We start from the raw sequence: 15,939 nt of genomic DNA on the forward strand, positions 1-15,939 counted from the left end.
CGCCCAGCTCGCCATCGCCCAGGGGCTGGGCACCGAGGTGGCGCTGTGGCAGTGAGCGCCGCCGGCTGGCCCACGCTGCCCGCCCGGCCCGCCCCGCCCCCGCCGCCGGTCCGTGCTGCTCAGTCGGCGGCGCGGAAGCCGCGCAGGCGCAGGGAGTTGCCGACGACGAAGACGGAGGAGAAGGCCATGGCCGCCCCCGCGATCATCGGGTTGAGCAGTCCGGCCGCGGCGAGCGGCAGGGCGGCCACGTTGTAGGCGAAGGCCCAGAAGAGGTTCGAGCGGATGGTGCCGAGAGTCTTGCGGGAGAGGCGGATGGCGTCTGCCGCGGCCCGCAGGTCTCCTCGTACGAGAGTCAGGTCGCCGGCCTCGATGGCGGCGTCCGTGCCCGTCCCCATCGCAAGCCCCAGGTCGGCCTGGGCGAGCGCGGCCGCGTCGTTGACGCCGTCGCCGACCATGGCCACGCTGCGGCCCTGGGCCTGGAGCTTCTTGACAACGTCGACCTTGTCCTGGGGCATGACCTCGGCGATCACTTCGTCGATGCCGACCTCGGCCGCGACCGACTCGGCGACCGCCTTGTTGTCACCGGTCAGCAGGATGGGCGTCAGCCCCAGGGCGCGCAGCCGGCGGATGGCTTCCGGGCTGGTCTCCTTGACCGCGTCGGCGACCTCGAGGACCGCGCGGGCCTCGCCGTCCCAGGCCACCGCGATCGCGGTACGCCCGGCCGCCTCCGCCTTCGCCTTGGCACGCTCCAGCTCCACCGGCAGCGCCATGGCCCATTCGGTGAGCAGCTTCTCGCGGCCGACCAGGACCGCGTGCCCGTCGACGACACCCTGGACGCCGAGTCCGGGGATGTTCGCGAAATCCTCGGGGGTGGGGAGGGTTCCGACGCGCTCGGCGGCTCCGGTGGCCACCGCCTGGGCGATGGGGTGCTCGGAGGAGTGTTCCAGGGCGCCCGCCAGGCGCAGTACCTCAGCCTCGGTGGTGGTGGGGGTGGTGTGGACGGCGAGCAGGGTCATCTTCCCGGTGGTGACAGTGCCGGTCTTGTCGAGGACGATGGTGTCGACCTTGCGGGTGGTCTCCAGGACCTCGGGGCCCTTGATCAGGATGCCGAGCTGGGCGCCGCGGCCGGTGCCGACCATGAGGGCGGTCGGCGTGGCCAGTCCCAGCGCGCAGGGGCAGGCGATGATCAGTACGGCGACGGCGGCGGTGAACGCGGCCGTCAGCCCGGCCCCGTTGCCGAGCCAGAAGCCGAGCGTGCCCAGTGCCAGGGCGATGACGACCGGGACGAAGACGGCGGAGATCGTGTCAGCGAGACGCTGGGCGGCGGCCTTGCCGTTCTGGGCGTCCTCGACCAGCTTGGCCATCCGGGCGAGCTGGGTGTCGGCGCCGACGCGGGTGGCCTCGACGACCAGGCGGCCCCCGGCGTTGAGCGTGGCGCCGGTGACGGCGTCACCCACGCCGACCTCGACCGGCACCGATTCGCCGGTGAGCATCGAGGCGTCGACGGCGGAGGAGCCCTCGACGACCGTGCCGTCGGTGGCGATCTTCTCACCCGGGCGGACCAGGAAACGGTCTCCGGCCTGCAAGTCCGCCGTGGCGATCAGGAGTTCATGGCCGTCGCGCAGCACCGTGACCTCCTTCGCGCCGAGCTCCAGCAGGGCCTTGAGCGCGGCCCCGGCCTTGCGCTTGGAGCGGGCCTCGAAGTAGCGGCCGGCCAGGATGAAGGCGGTGACGCCGGCGGCGGCCTCCAGGTAGATGTTCCCGGCGCCGTCGCTGCGGGCGATCGTGAACTCGAAGGGGTGTGTCATGCCGGGGGTGCCAGCGGTCCCGAAGAACAGCGCCCACAGCGACCACAGGAACGCCGCCGACGTGCCGACCGAGATCAGCGTGTCCATCGTCGCCGCGCCGTGCCGGGCGTTGGTCCAGGCGGCGCGGTGGAAGGGCCAGGCCGCGTAGGTGACCACCGGAGCGGCCAGCGTCAGCGAAAGCCACTGCCAGAACTCGATCTGCAGCGCCGGAACCATCGCCATCGCGATGACCGGCACGGCAAGAACCGTCGCGGTGACCAGCCGCTGACGCAGCGGCCGCAGGGCGTCCACCTCGGGGTCGGAGGCATCCGCGCCGGAGGCGTCGGGAGCGCTCGGACGAGCAGGAGCCGGACGCGCCGCGGTGTAACCGGTCGCCTCCACGGTGGCGATCAGGTCCGCCACCGAGATGTCGTCGCCACGGTAACTGACCTTGGCCTTCTCGGTTGCGTAGTTCACGGTGGCCTCGACACCGTCCATGCGGTTGAGCTTCTTCTCGATACGGGCGGCGCACGAGGCGCAGGTCATGCCGCCGATGGCGAGTTCGACTTCGGCGGCTTCCGGGACCGTGGTAGTCATCACTGCTCCTCGAGCTGGTGCGGGTGGGGCCGCCGGACCCTGGTGGCCCGGCGGCATGCCCGGGGGGCGTCAGGCCGCCCGGCTGATGAGTTCGTATCCGGCGCCATCGATGACCTTGGCGAGCAGCGCGTCGTCGGGCTCACCGGAGGTGGTGACGGTCACCTGGCCGGCTTCGAGGTCGACCTCGACCGACAGCACGCTGTCGAAGGCGCCGATCTCCTTGGTGAGCGTGGCCCTGCAGTGCCCGCAGGTCATGCCGGAGACGTTGTAAACAGTGGCCTGGCCATCGGCGGTGGACGCCGGCGCTGTGCTTGTGGAGCAGCTGCCATCAGAAGTACAGCAGGACATGGGGTTCCTCCTCGGACGACTGTATACCCCTATGGGGTATCCTCCATGCCATCAATATATACCCCCCGCCCGTATCATTCGCAAGCGATCCCAGGATCACTTGCATATACCCCCCAGGGGTATATGCTCGGAGTGCGGGGCCACCTGGGCCCGCCCGGAGAAGAAGTAGGAGCAGTCATGAACACCGCCGTGAAGATCACCGCGTTCAGTGCCGCACTCGCGGCGGCCTTCGGCGCTGCCTACGGCCTCGGCGACGCCGTCGGGCCCCTTGCCGGCGGCACCGAACCTGCCGCGCACGCCGACCACGCCAAGGGCGCTGCACCGGATCCGGGAAACGGCCACAACGGCCACGTGGACACACCGGCCGGCGGACTCCAGGTTGCCGAGGCTGGTTACTCCCTGGATCTCAAGACCCCGCGTCTCGAGGCGGCACGGAAGAGTGAACTGCGCTTCGCCCTACGCGATGAGGCCGGCCGGCAGGTCACCGCGTACCAGCGCGAACACGGCAAGGAGCTCCACCTGATCCTCGCCTCACGCGACCTGGCCACCTACCAGCACCTGCACCCCACCCGCGCCGCCGACGGCACCTGGAGCACCCCCGTCGAACTCCCCGCCGCGGGCGACTACCGAGTCTTCGCCGACTTCACCCCCGCCGGCAAGAACTCCACCAATCTCACCCTCGGCGCCGATCTCGCCATCTCCGGGCCCTACAAGCCCGCAGAGCTGCCCAAGCCCACCCGCACCGCTACCGTCGACGGGTACACCGTGACCCTGAACGGCGCTCTTCGCCCCGGCGCAGCGGAGGAACTCACGCTCAACGTGCGCAAGGACGGCCGCCCGGTCACCGACCTGCAGCCCTACCTGGGAGCCTACGGGCACCTCGTCGCCCTGCGCGCGGGTGACCTCGCCTACCTCCACGTCCACCCCAACGGCGAGCCCGGCGACGGCACCACCAAGCCCGGTCCGGCGATCTCCTTCACCGCGACCGCGCCCAGCCCCGCTCCCTACCGCCTCTTCCTCGACTTCAAGCACAACGGCACTGTCCGCACCGCGGCCTTCACCGTCCGGGCCGGAACCTCGGCAAGTGCCACTCAGCCGGCGGAGGACGCGACCGAGCACGAGGCCGGAGCCGACAGCCACGAGCACTGAAAGCCCGAACGCGATGCGGACCAAGCCGGGGTGCGGAGCTGGTAGCGGCCCCGTTCGCGAAGGCCGCTACCAGCCCGCCGGCCGCCGCAGACGGGGCCGCCGATCGCCCAGCCGGGCGGCTGCCGCGTGGACCACTGCGGGCGGTACGCGGTGGACCAACCAGGCGGTACTACGCAGCCGCAGCGCACCCTTCTGCCCGTGCGGGCGCAGTGTGCGGGTGAGCCGGCGGCGAGCAAGGCCCTGCGCGTCCTGTCCAACCTGGTTGATCAGGTGACGCCCGGGGCCGGAGTCCAACAGGAAGGCGGCCGCATCCCCGGCGTCGCGGCCCCACGTCCCGTACGCCTCGGCGTGCGTCGTGTCGATGCCCGCATACCCGGCGGCGGACAGCACGGCCCGGACGGTGTGCGGGTCCGCCAGGGAGAACATTCCGGGTCCCCCGGGGCGCCGAAGCCGCCGATGGGCAGGATGTCACCCAGCGCCGCCAAGGCTTGTAGCCACTCGTTCCCTTCGGCCTCCGCCGCGCAGACGAACGCGATACGGCCGCCCGGGCGCAGGGCCCTCCCTGCGTTAACGAAGGCGGCGACGGGGTAGTGGCGGCCGTGCTGTGGTGGCGGCGATAACCTGCCCGGCTGAACCCGCTGACCGGTAGGTGAGCAGCAGCGGCTCCAACTGTGCGTGCAGACTGGCCATGTGGGCCGCGCGCTGCCGGACGACGTGGGCTTGTACGCCCTCGTGCCGCAACAACGATGCCGAATCCCCGGCCGGGATGCGCAGTTCGCCGATCAGCCCCTGTTGCAGGACGGTCGAGCCACGCTGCTGTTGGTAGACGTACAGCGCGGGGCGGTTGTCGCGCACGAGCACGCCACGCTGGAGCCAGCGCTGGAGTTCTCGTGCGGCGTGCTGTGGATGGCGAGCAGGCGGGCAGGGTGGTGGGGTGTTCCGCGCGAGGCGCGTGGCTGGGCGGGACCGATCTCGTCATGGGGTGGACAGATCAAGCTGGAGGGGGCGTCAGTGCGGTCAGGGGCGTAGCGCACGCCGCGGAAGGGGCGTGGCTGCAACCCGGTCTCGGCCGCCTGGGCCGGGGTGGGCATACGGATACTGCTGGAGTGTTGGGGCGGCCGGTGCAAGGGAGGGCGGGTGGTGGCTGCCCTCCCTTGCACTTCCTGGCCGGTCGCGTCAGGCCGTGGCGGGTTCGGGCGGGGCGACGGGCGCCGGAGGTGCGAGGCGGCCGGCGCGGTCGAGCCCGTACAACGCTGCGGCGCACGCAAGGCCCAACAGGAGCAGGGCGATCCTCATGGCCGCCCGAGGGGTACGGCAGGCGATGGGAGTCCGCCCCCCTCACCAGGGCGCCACGCCCTCCTCCGTGACAAAGGCGCGGTCGGGCAGCTCATCGGGGGCCAGGGTGGCGAAGCGGACGATCGTCCGGGCGCCTTCCTGAACCGTCTTCGAGCCCGCGAAGTTGTTCATGTCGGTCGCTACGTATCCGGGAGAGACCGCGCAGACCGTGACACCCCATTCCCTCAGCTGGTCGGCGAGGAGCACTGAGGTCATGTTCAGGGCCACCTTGGACGCGCAGTACGGAATGAGGTCGGCCGGTCCTGCCGGGCCCCTTCCCGTGGTCCGCGCGAAGGTGGCAAGCGCGCTGGTTACGTTCACCACCCGGCCGCCGGCGGTGCGCAGCGCCGGCAGCAACGCGTGCGTGAGCGCGAACGCTCCGACAAAGTTCGTCTCGAGCGTGCTCCTCAGCGTCTCGACGGACATCTCGTCGAGAGACCGGCGTTCACCCCGGACCACTCCGCTGACTCCCGCGTTGTTGACGAGGATGTCGAGCCGGCCGAAGGATTCGCCGACGAGTTCGGCGACCGACCGGATCGACTTCTCCTCGGTCACGTCCAGCCGCGCGAACCGGATGTCGCCGCCCTCGGCTGCGAGTTCGGCTGCCGCGGCTCTGCCGCGTTCTCCGTCCCGGGCGGTGAGCAGAACGCTCATACCCCTTGCCGCGAGCTGTCGGCTCACCTCTTTCCCGAGCCCCTTGTTCGCGCCGGTCACCAGTGCCGTGGGCCGTGGGGCGCGGTCGGCTCCCCCGGATCTCGTCATCCTCGGCCCCCTTCCTCAGCGGTCGGTGACGGCGTCCGCGACGTGGCCACGGGGGCGGCCTGCGCCTGCGGCGGCACGGCGACGCGCAGCCACAGCACGCTGATGACCAGTGCGAGGCCGGCTGCCACGGTGCAGAAGGCGAAGACATCCGCATACGGGTCGAGGCCCCGGCCGCCCGCGCCCTCCATGCTCTGCTGCATGATCACCGCCAGTGCGGCGATGCCGAGCGCGCCGCCGAACTGCCGCGCGGTGGTGTTCATACCGCTTGCCGCCGCGAACCGGGTGGGCGGAGCGCTGAGCGCCGCCGACGCCGAGGTCCCCATGGTGGCCGCGCCCATGCCGATGCCGACCAGGCACCCCGCGGGCAGCCAGAAGGCGAGGAACGAGGGGGTTTCGGTGAGCCCGAAGATCATCCAGAGGCCGCACGCCACGAAGGCAGCCAGCCCGGCCAGTGTGGCGCCCCGGGGGCCGCCCAGCCTGGGGGCCAGCCGGCTCAGGGCCAGCGCGGCGACGGAAGCGGCGACCGCCCCCGGTGTCATGGCGAAGCCCGCCTTGAGCTCGGAGTACTGCCATGCCCCCGTCAGGTAGAGCACGCTGACGAGCAGCCAGGGGTACTGCGCCATGCCGTACAGGAGCGACACGACGTTCGTGACGGCGAAGGAACGATTGCCCAGCAGGGACGCTTCGAGAGCCGGCGCGGGATGCTTCCCGGAGCGCAGCACGGCGACGACTCCTCCGGCGGCTCCGCCCACGAGACAGGCCAGCGTCCGGGCGTCCCACCAGCCCCAGGTGCCGCCCTCGGTGACTCCCAGGGTCGTGGCGCCGACCGCCAGAGCGACGAGAAGCGTGCCCAGTGGGTCCGGAATCTGCTTCTTGCCCGGGTCCGCGGGACGGGGCAGCAGCCGTACCGCCGCGAAGATCAGCAGGATGCCGAACGGGAGGTTGACGTAGAACACCGAGCGCCAGCCGAACAGGTCGACCAGCACCCCGCCGACGCTGGGGCCGACCGCCGCGGCGAACGCCGAGGCCGCGCTCCACAGCCCGATGGACTTCACCCGTTGGTCCGCCGGCCCGTCGAGGAGCAGAATCGCCAGCGACGCCGGGATCATGGCGGCGGCGCCGATCCCCTGGAGCCCGCGGGTGATGATCAGCACGGGCAGGTTGGGCGCGATGCCGCACACCAGCGAGGCTGCGGTGAAAACCCCGATGCCGAGGAGGAACAGACGCCTCCGCCCCAGTACGTCCGACAGCCGTCCGGCCGGCACCAGGAGCGCCGCGAACATCACCGCGTAGGCGCTGATGACCCATGAGAGGTCGGGCAACGAGGCGGTGGGGAAGTCTTCGGACAGATCCGGCACCGCCAGATTAGTGACGGTGGAGTCGAGCATCGCGAGGAAGGTACCCCCGGACGCCGTCAGCGTCACCGCGAGATACCCCCGCCGCTTGTTGGCGGGTTCAGACATCGTCACTACTCAGCACTCCTGCGGAAACTGGATGCGTACAAGCCGGTTACGGCCCTCAGACATGAGGCGGCAGTCAGACGTCGGGGCCGCCCAGCGTGATCACTTTCTCGACCTGCTCGATCCTGGCCCGGTCGAGATCAGTGGCGATTTTCTCGTCCTGCTCCATGAGGGCGTCGAGATCGTGGTGCTCGTACCCGATGATCCCCATCTCGCCGAACGCGTGCTGCATCTTCTTTCCGAAGAGGCCGATGTCCTTGAGCGTCGGAACAATGCGGGAGAAGAGATGGCTGCGGAAGGAACGGAAGTGCTCCGACTCGCGCATGAACTTGATGCATTCGTCCGCGTCGATGTCGAGATTGCGCCAGACTTCCTCACCGACGAACCGCTCCTGCATCTGGTAGCAGGCCTCGATGCAGAACTCCTCGCGCTCGTCCCGTTCCGCCTGCGTGAGTTCCGGATAGTACTCGCGCAGGGCGAGCCGGCCGAATGCCACATGCCGGGCCTCGTCCTGCATCACATAGGTATTGAGTGTCTGGGCCAGCGGCTCCGTGGCATTGTCCCGGATCAGCCCGAACGCCGCGAGTGCCAGTCCTTCGATGAGCACCTGCATGCCCAGATAGGTCATGTCCCAGCGCGAGTCGGAAATGACGTCGTTGAGGATGGACTTGAGACTGGGATTGATCGGATACGCGAGCTCAAGCTTTTCCCTGAGGTAGCGCGAATAGACCTCGACATGCCGGGCCTCGTCCATCACCTGGGTTGCCGCGTAGAACTTGGAATCCAGATCGGGCACGGTGTGGACGATCTTCGAGGAACAGATCAGCGCGCCCTGCTCGCCGTGCAGGAACTGCGAGAACTGCCACGAGGCAAGGTGATGGCGGACAACTCCCTTCTCCTTCTGGCTGAGCTTGTCCCATACCCGGGATCCGTAGATGGCAATGGTCTGTTCCGGCACGCCCATGGGGTTGTCGAGGTCGACGTCGATCGACCAGTCGAGTCGCTCGGCGGCATCCCACTGCCTCTGCTTGCCCTTCTCGTACAGGCCGAGCAGCCGGTCGCGGCCCTCGTCGTACTCCCAGTCGAACACCGTCGTTGCCCCGCTGGGCACTTGCCACCGTGTCTGTTCGACCGGGAGTGCGTAGATCCGTGTGCTCACAGGCGTTCCTCCAAACGGCGACAGCCCGTGCACGTCGGACACAGCAGTGCACAGGTCAAGAGGAAGTACGCGCCAAGTCTGGTCCACCCGTGGCCCACGAGGCATTGGGGATAACCCTGGGCGGGAGGCGGCCAGGGGCCGGGGGGCGCCACCGACGAACAAGCCGTCCGCCGTCCGTCTCGGCCACAGCCACTGCGAATCAGCCAACGTCCGTCGCAGGTTTCAGGTCAACTCCTCACCGTGCGGATGCAAATATGCAATAACCATCGATAATCTGTGCGATGGGCCACCCTGCTGCTAGTGTGCAGGGCGCACTATGCGACACCCGGGGGAGCAGTCCGCACCGGCGCGGACATGAGTCCTGTATGCGACGACGGGGGGGCGATGACACGTACCGGCCGTAATCTGCGCCAGCATGCTATTTCATCCGATTCAGACATGTGGAGTGCAGCGGGGGCTGCGCCCATTCATGCGGAATCAGAGACTCTCGCCGGACGGCGAGATGTATTGCGGACACTGAGCGACGCACTCCGCCAGGTAGGAGGGCGTCAGCCGGTTGCCCGGCTTGTCAAAATAACGGGCGACCCGGGCATTGGCAAGAGTGCGGTATTGGGGAAGTTCGCCGCCATCGCGCGTTCCGGGAACTCCCGCGTATTCACCGGCAGGGTGGATCACCAAGAAGATACCGCACCATTCGGCCTTTTCTCCGACGCATTCGGCGACCAGCACGATCTCGTGCGCACGGCCGTGGAGGCTCTCCCTCCGTGGCAGCGCGACGAGTTGAAAATCGCTCTCCGGCTGACCGGGGAGGGCGACGGAGAACACGCGGCAGACGCCGTGAAGACCATGGCGCGGACCGGCTTCCGCTCCATACGCGAATTTCTCGAACAACTGTCCGCGCCCCGGCTGGTTCTCGTCCTTGACGACTACCACGCCGCCGACCCGGCCTCCGTCGAACTGCTCGGCAGTCTGCTGCGCAGGCCGCCGCGGGCGCCCATGCTGTTCGTGATGGCGTACCGCAATCGACAGGCGACGCCCGCACTGCAGGCGGCTCTCCGCGGCCGATCCGAACAAGTGGTCGTCGAGCACGTGCACCTGGAACCGCTTCTCGAAGACGAGGCAAGCCAGATGCTGGCCGGCGAGGCCACCGCCATCAACCGTCAACGCCTCTACCGGGAGAGCGGCGGCAACCCCGGGTATCTGAACGCGCTCGTCTCCGAACAGCCTGTCTTCACCGCACGCGACGACCTGGGCCGGCTCAACCAGACCCCGCGCTTCGGCAATTACGCCCGGTACACCGAGGAATTGGTGCCGCTCCGGCCGGAGATGAGGGAGGTGATCGATGCCGCTGCCGTCGTCGGCCACGAGTTCGAGGCGGGGCTGCTTACGCAGATGCTGGGCCGGACCGAGACCGCGGTCCTGGGCACCATCGGCGAGCTGATCCGGCGCGACCTGGTCCACCCGGTCGTACCCGGGCAGTACTTCGCCTTCCGGCACCCGGTGGTCCACCGGGCCGTATACAACTACAGCGAGCTGAGCTGGCGCGTGGACATGCACCTGCGCGCCGACGAGGCTCTCTGCACCCGTGGCGCCTCCGCCGTCGAGCGCGCCCCGCACGTGGAGCAGTGGATCAAGCATGGCGATCTCGCCGCGGTCGAAGTCCTCGCCGAAGCGGCCGGGGTCATGGCCTCCACCGACCCCGGCACGGCATCGGCCTGGCTCACCACCGCGCTGCGCGCCCTGCCGCAGCAGCCCCGGTTCGAGGCCCGGCGGGCCGGCATGATGACCCAGCTCGCGGAGGCGCGCGGGGCAACGGGGCAGTTGCAGGAGTGCCGTGATCTGCTGCACGAGGCGCTGAGTATTCTGCCCAGGGATCCGGCGCCCGCCCACGCCCGAGCCGTGGCCTTCGCGGCGATGGTGCAGCGGCTGCTCGGCCGCCGCGAGGAGACCGACGCCATGCTGCGCATGGAACTGGACGCGCTGGGCAGCGAGGACGCCCTGGTCCGCGCATCGCTCCAGTTCGAGATAGCCGCCGGCCAGCTGCACAGCGGTGACCCACTGGGCTGCTACCGGTGGGCACAGGAGGCGCTGGCCGTGGTGGAGCGGCACGGGGACCGCCCCCTGCAGGCGTCCTGCCTCGGTCTGATGGCCATGGCGAACACCGCCAACGGGTGCACGGAGCTCGCCTACGAGCTGCTCGGGCAGGCCACCACGATCCTGGACGGGATGCTGGACAGCGAACTCGCCCACAGCCTCGACGCGGTGATCTGGATCGGCTGGAGCGAGGTGCTGCTCGAACGCTGGGACGAAGCACTCCGCCACTTCGACAAGGGCGTGGGCTTCGCCACGCGCAGCGGGTACCGGCTGTTCATGCCGCACCTGCTGGCCGGGCAGGCGTTCGTGCTGCGCGACCGGGGCAAACTCGCCGACGCGCGGATCGCCGTCGAGCACGCGGTCTATCTCGCCGAGCGCACGGACAGCCCGGAAGAGCTGGTCAACGCCTACGCGGTGCAGGGCTACGTGGACATCGCGCTCGGCAATCTCGACGGCGCCCTGCAGAGCTCCCTCGCCGCCACCTTGCAGCCCCGGCACTCGGCGAGCAGCTGGAAGGAGGCGCTCGCCCTGCGGGTTCTGGGTGAGGCGAGACTGCTCAACGGCGACCACGAGGGATGCCTGGCGCTGGTGAGCGACGCGGGCGGAGCCGACCTTCCGACCGCGGACGCCGGTTCCCGGGTCGCCTGGTACGAGTTGCTCGTACGGGCGGAACTCGCCGCGGACCGGCCGGGACGGGCCGCGGAGTGGGCGCAGCGCGCCAAACGGGCCGCGGACCTCCTGGAACAACCCGGCCGCATCGCGCTGGCGACGCTGGCCGAGGCGCAGGTGCTGCTCCGCCAGAACCCGGAAAGAGCGCTGGCTCCCGCGCAGCGGGCCGCAGCAGGTCTGGAGGAGGCGGGCCGGACGATCGACGCACTGCGCGCTCGGGTGATCGCGGGCCTCGCCCTGTGGCAGGACGGCCAATTCGACGAATCGGCACACGAGTTGAAGGCCACCCAGCTGGCCTGCGAGCAGCTGGGGGCCTCCGCTCTGGCACGCCAGGCCCGCGTCGAGCGGCGTCGGCTGGCCGCCCGTGCTCCGCGCGCGAAGAGTTCCGACTCGGAGAGCAGCGTGATGGTCCTGACCGGACGGGAGCAGCAGATCGCCGCGCTCGTGAGCGACGGGCTGACCAACCGGCTGATCGCCAAGAGGCTGCATATCGCGGAGAAGACCGTGGAGATGCATCTGTCCAACGTCTTCGCCAAACTCGGCGTCTCGAACAGGGCGGCCGTCGCCGCGATGGTGACCCGTGGGGGCCCGGACTCCCCGCCCGGGTTCTCCTCAGGGGACTGACGCGACGGGGGCCGGGGAGACGGGCCGGCCGGCCGGGCCCTCCCCCAGGTGCCCGGCCGGCCGGCCGCACCTCAGGCAGGCCGGGTCGTCGACGGTTGTGCCCGGGCTGTCCCTGCCCTCGGGCACACCCATGCCCGGACCCAACGGGATTCCTGCCGAGATCCCGATGAGGGTCCGCAGCCGGGCGTTGAGTTCCTCCCGTTCGTCTGCCATGAGATCAGCAACTCCTGTCCTGTCGAGAGTCAGAGTGGAATATTGCTGTGCTTCTTCGGCAGCGGCGCGACCCGCTTGCTCCGCAGTGCGCGCAGCGCCTTGATCACGGCGATCCGCGTCTCGGACGGCGCGATGATGTCGTCGACGCAGCCGCGTTCGGCTGCGGCGTAGGGACTGGTCAGCGTCTCCTCGTACTGCTCGGTGAGTGACCGCTCCAGTGCGGCGGGGTCGTCGGACGCGGTGAGATCGCGGTGGAAGAGCAGGTCGATGCCGCCGCGGGCACCCATCACGCCGATCTCCGCGGTCGGCCAGGCGAAGCAGATGTCCGCGCCCAGCTCCTTCGAGCCCATCACCGCGTACCCGCCGCCGAACGCCCTGCGGGTGATGACGGTGATCTTGGGCACGGTGGACTCGATGTACGCGAACCCGAGTTTGGCGCCGCGGCGGATGATCCCCCCGTACTCCTGGACGGTCCCCGGCAGGAAGCCCGGGACGTCGACCAGGGTCAGGATCGGCACACCGAAGGCATCGCAGAACCGGACGAACCGAGCGGCCTTCTCCGCGGCGTCGATGTCCAGCGAACCAGCCAGGTGGAGGGGCTGGTTGGCCACCACGCCGATGGTGTGCCCCTCCATCCTGGCGAACCCGCACAGAATGTTCTGTGCGAACTCCGGGTGCACCTCGAGCAGGTCCCCGTCGTCCACGAGCCGTGCGATGACCTGCTGCATGTCGTAAGGCTGCTCGGAGACGTCCGGGATCACGGAGTCCAGTTCGAGATCGCCGGCCGTGCCCGCCGCATCCACGCGTGTCGGATAACTCGGCGGCTCCGTGAGGTTGTTGCTCGGGAGATACGACAACAGGTCCTTGACGTACGCGAGGGCCTCCTCCTCGTCCGCCGCCATGTAGTGCGCGTTGCCCGTCCGCCGCGCATGGACCCTCGCCCCGCCGAGCTCCTCCAGGCCCACCGTCTCACCGGTCACCGACCGGATCACGTCAGGGCCGGTCACGAACATGTGCGAGGTACGGTCGACCATCACGATGAAGTCGGTCGCGGCCGGGGTGTACACCGCGCCCCCGGCGCACACCCCCATGACGACCGAGATCTGCGGGATCATTCCCGACGCGGTGACCACCCTCCTGGCGACCTTGCCGTACGCGGAGAGAGCCAGCACACCCTCCTGGAGCCGCGCGCCGCTCGAGTCGTTCATGCCGATCACCGGGCAGCCGATCTGCATGGCGATGTCGAGGAGTTTGCCCACCTTCTCCCCGAACACCTCACCGACGCTGCCGTTGAAGGAGGTCGCGTCCTGGGCGTACACACACACCTGACGGCCGTCCACCGTTCCCAGGCCGGTGATCACGCCGTCGCCGGCCGGGCGCCGGCTGTCGATGCCGAAGTTGGCCGAGCGGTGCCGGGCCAGCGGGTCGGTCTCCATGAAGGAGTCGTCGTCCAGAAGCAGTTCGATGCGCTCGCGCGCGGTGTGCTTTCCCAGTACGTGCTGTCGCATCGCCGCCCGGGGCGATCCGGGTTGGCGTGCCAGCCGCTGTTTTTCCCTGTACTCCTCGATGCGCTCCGCGGTGGTGTGCCGTACGGCCCGGGCCGGCTGGGATGCGGACTCGTGCTGCGCGGTCATCCGGTCACCCCCGCCATGGCTTCGCTCGATCCACCGAACGCCATGGCGAACGCGGTCACTTGGCGGCCGACCGTCAGCAGCTGCGTCTCGAACCGGTCGCCGGTCCCCATGCCGGCCGAGGCCAGTGGATGTTCGGTGGTGTTCAGGGCGACGCCCAGCGGGGTCGGCCAGCCGCGCAGCGCGTGCACGATGGACCGCAGCGCGCACAGGGTGGTCCCGGCGGACTGCCAGCCGGCGGCGGTGACCACGCAGCCGACCGCCCGCCCGTCCAGGTAGGGGCGCGGATCGTCCCGGAGGTCCTCCAGATAGTCGAGCGCGTTCTTGATCAGACCCGATACGCCGCCGTGGTAGCTGGGGCTGGCCAGCAGCACGCCGTCGGCGCGGGCAAGGGCGTCCAGCAGTTCGATCGTGGTCTCGCCGCGCTCCTTGTGCTGCGGCTGGAAGAGCGGCAGCACGCCGAGAGTTCCGGCATCGAAGAGACGGGTCCGGGCACCGGCCTCCCGCGCGCCCCGCAGCGCCAGTGCCAGCGCCTTGTCCGTCGTCGATCCAGGTCGTCCCGTGCCGCCGATGCCGACGACCAATGGCTTCATCTCGCCCGACCACGTGGCCAAGTGAATCTTCTCCCCTCCTGGCTGGCCGGCCGGCTGTTCAGCCGGCGCGCATGCTGCGTGGGCGCAGATCCGTCCACACGTTTTCGATGTGGGCGAGGCAGTCGTCCCTGCTGCCGGAGAACCCCTCCGCGTGCCAGCCGTCCGGCATCTGCAGCGCCACGTCCCAGATCGAGTACTGCTCCTCCTCGTTGAGCACCACCGCATAGGTGGCGGGTGCTGCCGGAGTGCTGTCGTGGTCGGCCATGAGCTGCCTCTCCCCCGCTACTTGCGGGTGTCCTTGACGATGGTGCCGCCCTTCATCACCAGGACGACTCGGTCGGGGTTGTCGAAGAGTTCGGGCTCGGCGAGCGGATCGAAGTCCACCGCCACGAGGTCGGCGTACTTGCCTGGCTCGATGGAGCCGATCCTGTCCGCGACACGCATGATGGAGGCGTTCACCGAGGTGGCCGACATGATCGCTTCCCGGGCGCCGATGATCTCGGCCTTGAGGGCGATCTCCAGGCCCCGCCGGTTCTGGTTCGGTCCGATGAGGTCGGAGCCGGAGCCGATGGGGACGCCGGCCTCCCGCGCGGCGAGCAGCCCGTCGGTCATGCCCCGCATCGTGTCGCCGACGCGTTCGCGGATCTGCGGCGGCAGCCCGTGCTGTTCGAAGTTCTCCGTGAGGACCTTGGCGATGGACAGGGTCGGTACGAGGCTGACCCGGCCGGCCGCCATCATCGCGGCGGTCTCCTCGTCGATCCCGGTTCCGTGCTCGACGCATTCCACACCCGCCTTGACCGCGTTGTGGATGCCGGCGACGTTGTGCGCGTGGACCGTGACGTAGGTGTGCCGGGCCCGTGCCTCGGTCACCGCGGTGGCGATCTCCTCGATGGTGAACTGGGTGTCGTCCAGGGAGTCGGCGATGGACACCACGCCGCCCGTGACGGCCATTTTGAGGAAGGTCGCGCCCTGTCTGAAGCACTCGCGAGCAGCCTTGCGCACCTCGTCACTGCCGTCGGAGATACGGCCGACGGCAGTCAGCCCGCGCACCCGGAAGTGAAAGGTCTCGTCCGGCGGCAGGAACGGCGACCCCAGGTGCCCGTGTCCGCCGCACTGCACGAGGGGGGACGCGGACGCCCAGATCCTCGGCCCGGGGACAAGTCCGCGCCCCACGGTCCGCAGCACTCCGTGGTCGATCCCGCCGCAGTCGCGCACGGCGGTGAACCCGGCGTCGAGGGTCTGCCGCAGCGTGCGGAAGATGTCCGCGGCCCGTTCGGCGACAGAGAGTTCCATGTTGAGGATCGCCCGGGACTCACTGGAGTGCCCGAGGTGGACGTGCGCGTCGATGAGACCGGGCAGCAGCGTCAGACCGCTCAGGTCGACGAGGTCGGCATCGCGCGCCGGTCCCCGTACGTCCGTCCCGGTGATCCGTTCGCCGTCGACCAGCACCGAACCCGCGGGCACCGGGTCGCCGCCCAGGCCGTCGATGACCGTGGCGCCGGTAAGGAGTTGTGGCAT

The 15,939-nt window shown here is 69.7% G+C and carries 14 protein-coding genes; 2 read left to right on the forward strand and 12 right to left on the reverse strand.

Going from position 1 to position 15,939, the window contains the following annotated elements; translation table 11 throughout:
• Positions 1 to 119: 119 nt before the first annotated feature.
• Together ACWDZ4_RS28820 and ACWDZ4_RS28825 are read right to left on the reverse strand one after the other, a co-directional pair.
• Positions 120 to 2,384: a heavy metal translocating P-type ATPase gene (locus ACWDZ4_RS28820; RefSeq protein WP_451511321.1), complete on the reverse strand. Its 2,265-nt coding sequence runs from the start codon at positions 2,382 to 2,384 to the stop codon at positions 120 to 122.
• A gap of 69 nt (positions 2,385 to 2,453) precedes the next feature.
• Positions 2,454 to 2,732 (reverse strand): heavy-metal-associated domain-containing protein, encoded by a 279-nt coding sequence (locus ACWDZ4_RS28825; RefSeq protein WP_451511322.1) that lies wholly within the window; start codon positions 2,730 to 2,732, stop codon positions 2,454 to 2,456.
• 177 nt (positions 2,733 to 2,909) lie between these two features.
• Here ACWDZ4_RS28825 and ACWDZ4_RS28830 point away from each other — a divergent pair, with 177 nt between their 5' ends.
• Positions 2,910 to 3,881 carry a hypothetical protein gene (locus tag ACWDZ4_RS28830; RefSeq protein WP_451511323.1) on the forward strand — a complete coding sequence of 324 codons (972 nt, stop codon included), beginning with the start codon at positions 2,910 to 2,912 and terminating at the stop codon, positions 3,879 to 3,881.
• 66 nt (positions 3,882 to 3,947) lie between these two features.
• Here ACWDZ4_RS28830 and ACWDZ4_RS28835 read toward each other — a convergent pair whose 3' ends face one another.
• The 5 genes from ACWDZ4_RS28835 to ACWDZ4_RS28855 all read right to left on the reverse strand — a co-directional run bounded on the left by ACWDZ4_RS28835 (position 3,948) and on the right by ACWDZ4_RS28855 (position 8,597).
• Positions 3,948 to 4,307, reverse strand: a complete 360-nt coding sequence (locus ACWDZ4_RS28835) for a hypothetical protein (protein ID WP_451511324.1) — start codon at positions 4,305 to 4,307, stop codon at positions 3,948 to 3,950.
• 141 nt (positions 4,308 to 4,448) lie between these two features.
• Positions 4,449 to 4,736: a DUF1015 family protein gene (locus ACWDZ4_RS28840; RefSeq protein WP_451511325.1), complete on the reverse strand. Its 288-nt coding sequence runs from the start codon at positions 4,734 to 4,736 to the stop codon at positions 4,449 to 4,451.
• A gap of 483 nt (positions 4,737 to 5,219) precedes the next feature.
• A complete protein-coding gene (locus ACWDZ4_RS28845) occupies positions 5,220 to 5,978 on the reverse strand; it encodes an SDR family NAD(P)-dependent oxidoreductase (RefSeq protein ID WP_451511326.1) in 759 nt (252 codons plus the stop codon).
• Positions 5,975 to 7,441: an MFS transporter gene (locus ACWDZ4_RS28850; RefSeq protein WP_451511355.1), complete on the reverse strand. Its 1,467-nt coding sequence runs from the start codon at positions 7,439 to 7,441 to the stop codon at positions 5,975 to 5,977. Before ACWDZ4_RS28850 ends, ACWDZ4_RS28845 begins: the two co-directional genes overlap by 4 nt.
• A 73-nt stretch (positions 7,442 to 7,514) precedes the next feature.
• Complete coding sequence (locus ACWDZ4_RS28855) at positions 7,515 to 8,597, reverse strand: ferritin-like domain-containing protein (protein WP_451511327.1); 1,083 nt, start codon at positions 8,595 to 8,597, stop codon at positions 7,515 to 7,517.
• Between the two features lie 438 nt (positions 8,598 to 9,035).
• Here ACWDZ4_RS28855 and ACWDZ4_RS28860 point away from each other — a divergent pair, with 438 nt between their 5' ends.
• Complete coding sequence (locus tag ACWDZ4_RS28860) at positions 9,036 to 11,984, forward strand: AAA family ATPase (RefSeq protein WP_451511328.1); 2,949 nt, start codon at positions 9,036 to 9,038, stop codon at positions 11,982 to 11,984.
• Here ACWDZ4_RS28860 and ACWDZ4_RS28865 read toward each other — a convergent pair.
• From ACWDZ4_RS28865 to ACWDZ4_RS28885, 5 genes are read right to left on the reverse strand one after another with little or no spacing between them, the layout of a single operon-like run.
• Positions 11,973 to 12,197: a hypothetical protein gene (locus ACWDZ4_RS28865; protein WP_451511329.1), complete on the reverse strand. Its 225-nt coding sequence runs from the start codon at positions 12,195 to 12,197 to the stop codon at positions 11,973 to 11,975. The two genes, ACWDZ4_RS28860 and ACWDZ4_RS28865, sit on opposite strands and share 12 nt — an antisense overlap.
• Before the next feature lie 29 nt (positions 12,198 to 12,226).
• Positions 12,227 to 13,831, reverse strand: a complete 1,605-nt coding sequence (locus ACWDZ4_RS28870) for an acyl-CoA carboxylase subunit beta (protein WP_451511330.1) — start codon at positions 13,829 to 13,831, stop codon at positions 12,227 to 12,229.
• Positions 13,828 to 14,442 (reverse strand): NADPH-dependent FMN reductase, encoded by a 615-nt coding sequence (locus ACWDZ4_RS28875; protein WP_451511331.1) that lies wholly within the window; start codon positions 14,440 to 14,442, stop codon positions 13,828 to 13,830. Before ACWDZ4_RS28875 ends, ACWDZ4_RS28870 begins: the two co-directional genes overlap by 4 nt.
• 37 nt (positions 14,443 to 14,479) lie before the next feature.
• The gene (locus ACWDZ4_RS28880; protein ID WP_451511332.1) at positions 14,480 to 14,686 is read right to left on the reverse strand and encodes an MbtH family protein; all 207 of its coding nucleotides are present in this window, start codon (positions 14,684 to 14,686) and stop codon (positions 14,480 to 14,482) included.
• 17 nt (positions 14,687 to 14,703) lie between these two features.
• The gene (locus tag ACWDZ4_RS28885) at positions 14,704 to 15,939 is read right to left on the reverse strand and encodes an amidohydrolase family protein (protein WP_451511333.1); all 1,236 of its coding nucleotides are present in this window, start codon (positions 15,937 to 15,939) and stop codon (positions 14,704 to 14,706) included.

Source organism: Streptomyces sp. NPDC003016, assembly GCF_053591455.1.

Coding starts and splice junctions, on each gene's coding strand:
- ACWDZ4_RS28820 (WP_451511321.1), bottom strand. CDS start 2,384: ATGACTACCACGGTCCCGGAAGCCGCCGAAGTCGAACTCGCCATCGGC.
- ACWDZ4_RS28825 (WP_451511322.1), bottom strand. CDS start 2,732: ATGTCCTGCTGTACTTCTGATGGCAGCTGCTCCACAAGCACAGCGCCG.
- ACWDZ4_RS28830 (WP_451511323.1), top strand. CDS start 2,910: ATGAACACCGCCGTGAAGATCACCGCGTTCAGTGCCGCACTCGCGGCG.
- ACWDZ4_RS28835 (WP_451511324.1), bottom strand. CDS start 4,307: ATGTTCTCCCTGGCGGACCCGCACACCGTCCGGGCCGTGCTGTCCGCC.
- ACWDZ4_RS28845 (WP_451511326.1), bottom strand. CDS start 5,978: ATGACGAGATCCGGGGGAGCCGACCGCGCCCCACGGCCCACGGCACTG.
- ACWDZ4_RS28850 (WP_451511355.1), bottom strand. CDS start 7,441: ATGTCTGAACCCGCCAACAAGCGGCGGGGGTATCTCGCGGTGACGCTG.
- ACWDZ4_RS28860 (WP_451511328.1), top strand. CDS start 9,036: ATGTGGAGTGCAGCGGGGGCTGCGCCCATTCATGCGGAATCAGAGACT.
- ACWDZ4_RS28865 (WP_451511329.1), bottom strand. CDS start 12,197: ATGGCAGACGAACGGGAGGAACTCAACGCCCGGCTGCGGACCCTCATC.
- ACWDZ4_RS28870 (WP_451511330.1), bottom strand. CDS start 13,831: ATGACCGCGCAGCACGAGTCCGCATCCCAGCCGGCCCGGGCCGTACGG.
- ACWDZ4_RS28880 (WP_451511332.1), bottom strand. CDS start 14,686: ATGGCCGACCACGACAGCACTCCGGCAGCACCCGCCACCTATGCGGTG.
- ACWDZ4_RS28885 (WP_451511333.1), bottom strand. CDS start 15,939: ATGCCACAACTCCTTACCGGCGCCACGGTCATCGACGGCCTGGGCGGC.